The organism is Acinetobacter sp. NBRC 110496, assembly GCF_000876115.1.
Taxonomy (GTDB): Bacteria; Pseudomonadota; Gammaproteobacteria; order Pseudomonadales; family Moraxellaceae; genus Acinetobacter.
Genome location: NZ_BBTF01000030.1, coordinates 43,960 through 50,573, shown reverse-complemented (window position 1 = coordinate 50,573; position 6,614 = coordinate 43,960). Strand labels below are relative to the sequence as shown.

6 protein-coding genes are annotated in these 6,614 nt (G+C 42.3%); 5 read left to right on the top strand and 1 reads right to left on the bottom strand.

Features of this window, described 5'->3' with window-relative positions; all coding sequences use genetic code 11:
* Positions 1-254: 254 nt before the first annotated feature.
* On the top strand, positions 255-890 hold the full coding sequence (locus Aba26S_RS14160) for a class I SAM-dependent methyltransferase (protein ID WP_043972876.1): 636 nt from the start codon (positions 255-257) through the stop codon (positions 888-890).
* Here the strand turns inward: Aba26S_RS14160 and Aba26S_RS14155 are convergent.
* Positions 887-1,354: a Holliday junction resolvase-like protein gene (locus Aba26S_RS14155; protein WP_005238469.1), complete on the bottom strand. Its 468-nt coding sequence runs from the start codon at positions 1,352-1,354 to the stop codon at positions 887-889. The two genes, Aba26S_RS14160 and Aba26S_RS14155, sit on opposite strands and share 4 nt — an antisense overlap.
* A gap of 130 nt (positions 1,355-1,484) precedes the next feature.
* Between Aba26S_RS14155 and Aba26S_RS14150 the strand changes: the two genes are divergently transcribed.
* From Aba26S_RS14150 to yccS, 4 genes are all read left to right on the top strand, one after another.
* A complete protein-coding gene (locus Aba26S_RS14150; RefSeq protein WP_043972874.1) occupies positions 1,485-2,129 on the top strand; it encodes a ParA family protein in 645 nt (214 codons plus the stop codon).
* 122 nt (positions 2,130-2,251) lie between these two features.
* On the top strand, positions 2,252-3,346 hold the full coding sequence (locus tag Aba26S_RS14145; protein WP_043972889.1) for an AI-2E family transporter: 1,095 nt from the start codon (positions 2,252-2,254) through the stop codon (positions 3,344-3,346).
* A gap of 108 nt (positions 3,347-3,454) precedes the next feature.
* Positions 3,455-4,036: a superoxide dismutase family protein gene (gene sodC / locus Aba26S_RS14140; RefSeq protein WP_043972872.1), complete on the top strand. Its 582-nt coding sequence runs from the start codon at positions 3,455-3,457 to the stop codon at positions 4,034-4,036.
* Positions 4,037-4,276: 240 nt separating this feature from the next.
* Complete coding sequence (yccS, locus tag Aba26S_RS14135; RefSeq protein WP_043972870.1) at positions 4,277-6,427, top strand: YccS family putative transporter; 2,151 nt, start codon at positions 4,277-4,279, stop codon at positions 6,425-6,427.
* Positions 6,428-6,614 lie beyond the last annotated feature (187 nt).

Below are 6,614 nucleotides of genomic sequence, written 5' to 3'. Positions count from 1 at the left end.
TATTATATTCTGCCTGACCCGTTGATGCATGTGTCTGCCCAATTGCAGCAACCATGCATAAACTCATCCATAGACGTTTTTTCATGGCTCAATCATCCTCAAACTATAACCAAAAACTTAGAAAATCATTTCTCTTCATAGTATGCTTAGATGGTGAAAAAAAGTGCTTTTTTTGGTAACAATCAAACCCACTTTGGTCATGTTTTTGTGGTGTAAATTTTGTATTGCTCATTTGAATCCACACATGGATCACTATGATTTACCAATTTTATCAACGTCGCGTATTTCCGCATTTACTGAACCAAGTCATGCAAACTGCCAGTTTGATGGATCGACGGCGCGAACTCCTGCTGCCGATTGAAGGCGACGTACTCGAGATCGGCTTTGGGACAGGTCTGAATATTGCTTTTTATGGTAATGTTGATACGCTTTATGCGGTGGAACCTAATCCTGATATTTATCATCTGGCACTTGAACGGGTTCAACATGCCCCATTCTTCGTAAAGCATGTGCAAGCCAGTGCCGAGAAGCTTCCTTTTGCCGATGCCTCGCTCGATCATGTCGTTTCAACATGGACACTGTGTAGTATTGAACAACTGGATCAAGCGTTGGCTGAAATTTATCGGGTATTAAAGCCGACTGGCAGTTTTCATTTGGTTGAGCATGTCAAACATCCAAACTCAGCCAAAATACAATCTTTACAAACACTCTTGACGCCAATTCAAAAACGTATTGCCGACGGCTGCCACCTGAATCGGGATATGGAGCGCCATCTCCTACAGGCCAAATTCAGATTTATCGAAAAAGAATATTTTGATGCTGCAGGAATTCCAGTGCTGGCCCAAAAAATGTTACTGGCCCGAGTACAAAAATTACAACTTGTAGCTTAATCTTCAAAATCAATTCGAAGCGTTTCAAATCGAATACGTCCTTCATTAACGGCTTGGGCAATGGCCTGCTGCCCTTTGCTTAAGCGCGCGCCACCACTTTTAATATCCAGTAAAATCACTTCTATGTCTTCTGCGCTACCATCGCCATCGCGGAAGTCGGTATAACCATCAAAAACAACATAGTCGACGGGATCTCCCAAGAATTTGGCATCACTGGGTAAATACTGGAATTGAGGCAGGATTGGTGCAAACTGCTCCGCCATTTTACCTTTTAATACTGCGCGACTGGTATTGACGCTGCGCTTCTGGGCATCAAGCAAGGCTTGTTTATGCTCAAGTTCAAGTTCGGCGATATATTTTTCATATTCAGCCTGAATCCGCCCATTACGGGTGCTGGATAAAATAATTGTGGTGATCACGACACCTATACAACCACCAATCAGCATCGCCAACCAAACCGACATATCGACCTTCCTGTTCTTCCGTGCTGCTATTTAACTGCAACATTAAACTTTTGTCATGTGTAACACACTTGTTCTAAAAAGATGCTAAGGTATAGATGAATACGAGAGCCTGCTAAATAAATCTAAGTACATGAAGACAATATTAATCGCAAATCAAAAAGGTGGCTGTGGCAAGACTATGACCGCTATTACACTCGCTACCGCTTTATCCCAAAAAGGATATAAAGTTGCGCTGGCAGATGCTGACAACCAAAAATCATCTTTGCAATGGTTAAAGCAACGTCCTGAAACAGTTACAGGTATTCAGAGCCTGGATTGGCGACATGAAAAATCCATTGGTGAAGCACCCAAAAATTTAGATTATTTAATTATCGATGCGCCAGGTGCACTCTCAGGTGAACATGCCGAGCAATTGGTCAGTGAAGCGCACGCCATTGTGACACCACTACAACCCTCGTTTTTCGATATCGACAGTACTCGCCGCTTCCTGAAGCATTTACAAGACATCAAACGTATTCGTAAAGGTAAAGTACAAATTCTGTTGATTGCCAATCGGGTCAAGCCGAATAGTGCCAGTTCCAAAGACATTCAAGACTTCTTTAGCAAAATTGAGCAAGATCCTGTGGCGTGGATTTCCGAACGCAGTGCTTATGGCTCTTTAGCCATGCAAGGTCTCAGCATATTTGATAAAACCCAGAAAAACTTTGTCAGCATTCAGAGTCAATGGCAGCCCATTTTAAACCAGTTGGTTGATGATCCAAGCGAGTGGTTTTAGGCTTTGCAAAGAAACGTAATATTTTGATCACAAATCTTAAAATCGGGAAATGAAAATTTCCCTCAATTGCTTTTTCAGTTAAGATGGTTTCATTCAATTTCCAGCACTAGAGACATACTATGGTGCAACAATACGCTCCCATATTACAACGCGTTTTGCTGTTTGGACTATTCTTTGTCCTGCTCTTTTTGGGATTTAGTATTCTCAAATATTTTATTGTTCCCGTCCTTTGGGCTGCCATTATTGCCTATATGACCTGGCCCGCTTACTTATGGGTACAACGTCGTTTTTTTGGAGAAAACCGTCCAACACTGAATGCCAGCATCATGATCAGTCTGGTGATTTTAGTGATTGGAATTCCTTTTGTTTGTGCCATTTTCATGCTGCAACTAGAAGGTCGTAACTTATATCTTAATTTACAAAGACAATTATTTTCAGGGCACATTCAAGTACCTGAGTTTATCAAAAACCTGCCGATTATTGGTCAAGACATCAGTCGTACAGTCAATGAACTGAGTAATGATCCTAATAGTATTACTAAAAATATCGGCGAATGGATACAAAGCCATTTGAGTTATGGCCGTTTTGTACTGAGTGAAATTAGCCGTAATCTGGTCAAACTCACTTTTGCCATCATGACGCTGTTCTTTTTTTATCGTGACGGGCAAATGATTTTATCGCAGGTCAGTCGAGCGATGGAAATGGTGATTGGTCCGCGTGTACATCATTATCTAGATACCATTTCTGAAACAACCCGTGCCGTCGTTTATGGTGTTGGCTTAACTGCAGTTGCCCAAGCAATTTTGGCGGGCCTCAGCTACTTTGTCGCGGGTGTTCCGAATCCGATGCTCTTGACCATCGTGACCTTTATCTTAGCGCTGATTCCATTTGGAACCCCGGTATCCTATTTAGGAGTGGGCTTATGGCTATTTGCTCAAGGCCAAACCGTAGAAGCCATTGGTGTTATTGTATGGGGCATCTGTATTGTAAGTACCTCAGATAATGTGATTCGCCCATTGGTGATTTCTGGCGCAACTCAAATCCCGTTCCTACTGATTATGTTTGGCGTACTGGGTGGGATTGCCAGTTTTGGCTTGGTCGGTTTATTCGTTGGCCCTGTCATTCTAGCCATTTTATTGGCCATCTGGCGGGAATGGCTGCATGAAAATGTCGAGGAAGCTGTTGCCGTCTTGGAAGCACCACCAGACAGCAAGTAAGTTTATTTTGTTTAATCTTTTGTCATCAATTGATTAACTTGGCTTGTGGGATATCCTGGACTTTGTTTGAATCGTCCGATAAAGATAATTTATAAGGATATCTTCGCCATGACTTCAATGCTTCAAAAAATTTCTCTACTGGGCTGTCTCAGCTTAAGTGTCGCAGCCTGCTCGTCAGTTACTTTAGATGATAACGCAGCTAAAATTCAGACCAAAACGCATACGAGCGATCAGAAACAATTAATCCAAGTCTATCAAGTCGATGCCAATGGTGTAGGTGCTTCAATTGGAACGGTTGCATTTCAACAAACACCGAAAGGTTTATTGATCACCCCTGCACTTTGGAAACTTTCACCAGGCGAACACGGTTTTCACATCCATGAAAATCCATCCTGTGAAGCTGCGTTAAAAGATGGCAAAATGGGAGCCGCCTTGGCAGCAGGCAGCCACTTAAATCCTGAAAAAGTGGCGCATCATGGCACACCTGAAAATGGGCACTTAGGCGATTTACCTGTATTGGTCGTGAATGAAAAAGGCTTTGCAACCACACCTGTGATTGCACCCCGTTTAAAACTAGCGGATATTCAGAACCGTGCCATTATGATCCATGTCGGTGGAGATAATTATTCAGATACACCCAAACCTTTAGGTGGCGGCGGTGACCGCATTGCCTGCGGTGTGATTAAGTAATTTCAATACTGTGGGTATCTTCCGAGTTATCCACAGTTACTCTGTTTTTAGCCAGTTTTAGTTCTTTGCTCATCTCACAACAACAAAATATAACTGAGCATGAATTTTGCATCTTATCTCTTATTTGAAAGATCATGCCCATATTGATGCTAAAAATAGTGCCTGTTGCGGGGGAACAATGCTTTCCTTTGGGAAATTTATTCGTATGATGAAACCAGAACATTTCAAAGAATAACAATCGTGAAAAATTTTTCTGTCCTCTTCAATCGCTTTCGCTCCAATTCGATTCTGCTTTATTGCGTACAGATTTTTATAGTCCTGTCTGGTACAACACTCGGTTTACATCATTTCGGATTTGGGTCGTTAATTGTGCCTGTGACCTTAGGTGCAATTGCGGCCGCACTGACCGATTTTGATGATCGTCTCAGCATTCGTTTACGTAACCTGATCTATGTCTGCGTACTGTTTTTTACGGTCAGTACCATTTTAGAGTTTCTCGCCCCGTATAAATTCTGGTTTATTGTCTATCTCAGCCTCTCCAGTGCAGCCTTGATTTTGATGGGTGCACTAGGACAGCGCTATGCCACGATTTCCTTTGGCACAATTCTATTGTCGATCTATACCATGTTTGGCTTGGGGGAGTATCCACATTGGTATCAGCAACCGAGTTATTTTGTTTTGGGTGCTTTATGGTATGGATTCAGCTCCATTTTATTTTTTTTGATTCGTCCCACCTTGCCCCTGCAAGAGAAGATTGCAACGATTTTTCAGGAGCTTGCTGAATTACTACACACCAAAGCACGTTTATTCGACCCTGATAATCTTGATAATGTCGAAACGTTGCTGTTCGAGCTTTCGCAGAAAAATAGCCAAGTGGTCAGCAGCCTGAATCAAGCGAAAACCTCCTTACTGACCCGTTTAAAAGCCTCTCGGGTTAATAGCACCAGCATTTATTGGCTGAATTTATATTATTTTGCTCAAGACATGCATGAACAGGTCACCTCCAGCTATCTGCATTATGAAAAAATTCACCAGAACTTTAGCCGCAGTGATCTGATTTTTCGCATTCAAAAAAATATGCAGTTGCAAGCCTTGGCCTGCCACGATTTAAGCCAAGCAATTTTACAGCATCAGAGCTATCAGCCGCGTGAGTCTGCCCGTAAAGCGTTGCACCATTTAGAATTGTCGATGCGTGACTGGGTGCAACAACATCCCCACAATCTCGAAGTTAAAAATCTGGAACTGATCTTCAACAATTTAAACAGTGTGCATGAGCAGTTTGCCCAGCTACAACTTAATCAAAATATGGAACAACGCTCTCCACAGCAACATCACGACCATCTCAATTTACTTGATGATGATATTCAGGGTGCGCAGGATCTGCTTTTAAAAATCAAACAGCAACTCAGTCCGCAATCCGCCCTGTTCCGCCATGCGGTCCGTTTAGCAGTGATCTTTGCAATTGGTTATGCCATTTCCTTATTACCTTTTGCCCAGAATGGCTACTGGATTTTACTCACCAGCTTATTTGTCTGCCAGATTACCTACTTTGCCACCAAAAGCCGTCTTAAACTAAGAACTATCGGTACCTTACTCGGAGTACTATTGGGGATTCCAATTCTTTATTTTGTACCGAGTATTGAAGGTCAGTTAGTCCTGACCGTGCTGTGTGGGGTCTCCTTTTTCTATTTAAGACAGAAGAAATATGCACTCGCCACCGTCATGGCCACCTTGATGGTGTTATTGATTTTTAATTTAAAAGGGGCTGGTTTTAGTATTATCCTGCCACGTATTATCGATACCTTGATTGGCTGCGCCATTGCATGGCTCGCCGTTAATTTTATCTGGCCAGACTGGAATTTCCGCAATATCTCCAGCAACATCAAGAAAAATAATCAAACCACACTCGATTATCTGCATGTGGTAGTACAACAATATCACCAAGGACGCCAACTCGATCTGGAATACCGAAGCACGCGGCGTGCCGCACATAATGCGCAAATCGAACTCTCCAATATGATCTCCAGTCTAAGTACCGAACCTCAGCCCAATCAAGAACTCATTCAACATGCATTTCGCTATTTGGTCTATAGCCATAGCCAACTCAGCTATGTTTCTGCCTTGGGACATCAACGGGAAAAAATCGAAGATCAGAAACTGCTCCAATTGCTAGATAAAATTGAGGAACTACTCAAGCAAAGCTTGATCGAACAAGCGCCCGTTCCACAGCATCAGGTGGAACACTTGCTGAAAGAAATTGAAGTGTTGAATCTGCAAGAGCAGATCTCTAAACAGCACCCCTTGTTGTTAAAACAAATGAGCCTTTTACTCGAAACTCTGCCTGAATTCGTGCTATTAAAAAATAAACTGCTCAGCTTAGAAATTAAGTGAGCGTAGTGAGTGCAAGTAAAACTGAAATCAGCTAAAAATATGATACTCGGAAGTGTCATCTGCAATCTGCGGAATATCTATAATATACTGTTTTTTCAATACTATTCTTCAGGTGAAAGAAGTGAATAGGTTTTGCAGATGAGCAGCGCTAAAGCTGCGCAAGATGGTTACCCTTGCGCAGCTACGC

Excerpts from the sequence above, each read along its gene's own strand:
- Aba26S_RS14160 (WP_043972876.1), top strand. The coding sequence starts at position 255 with ATGATTTACCAATTTTATCAACGTCGCGTATTTCCGCATTTACTGAAC.
- Aba26S_RS14155 (WP_005238469.1), bottom strand. The coding sequence starts at position 1,354 with ATGTCGGTTTGGTTGGCGATGCTGATTGGTGGTTGTATAGGTGTCGTG.
- Aba26S_RS14150 (WP_043972874.1), top strand. The coding sequence starts at position 1,485 with ATGAAGACAATATTAATCGCAAATCAAAAAGGTGGCTGTGGCAAGACT.
- sodC (WP_043972872.1), top strand. The coding sequence starts at position 3,455 with ATGACTTCAATGCTTCAAAAAATTTCTCTACTGGGCTGTCTCAGCTTA.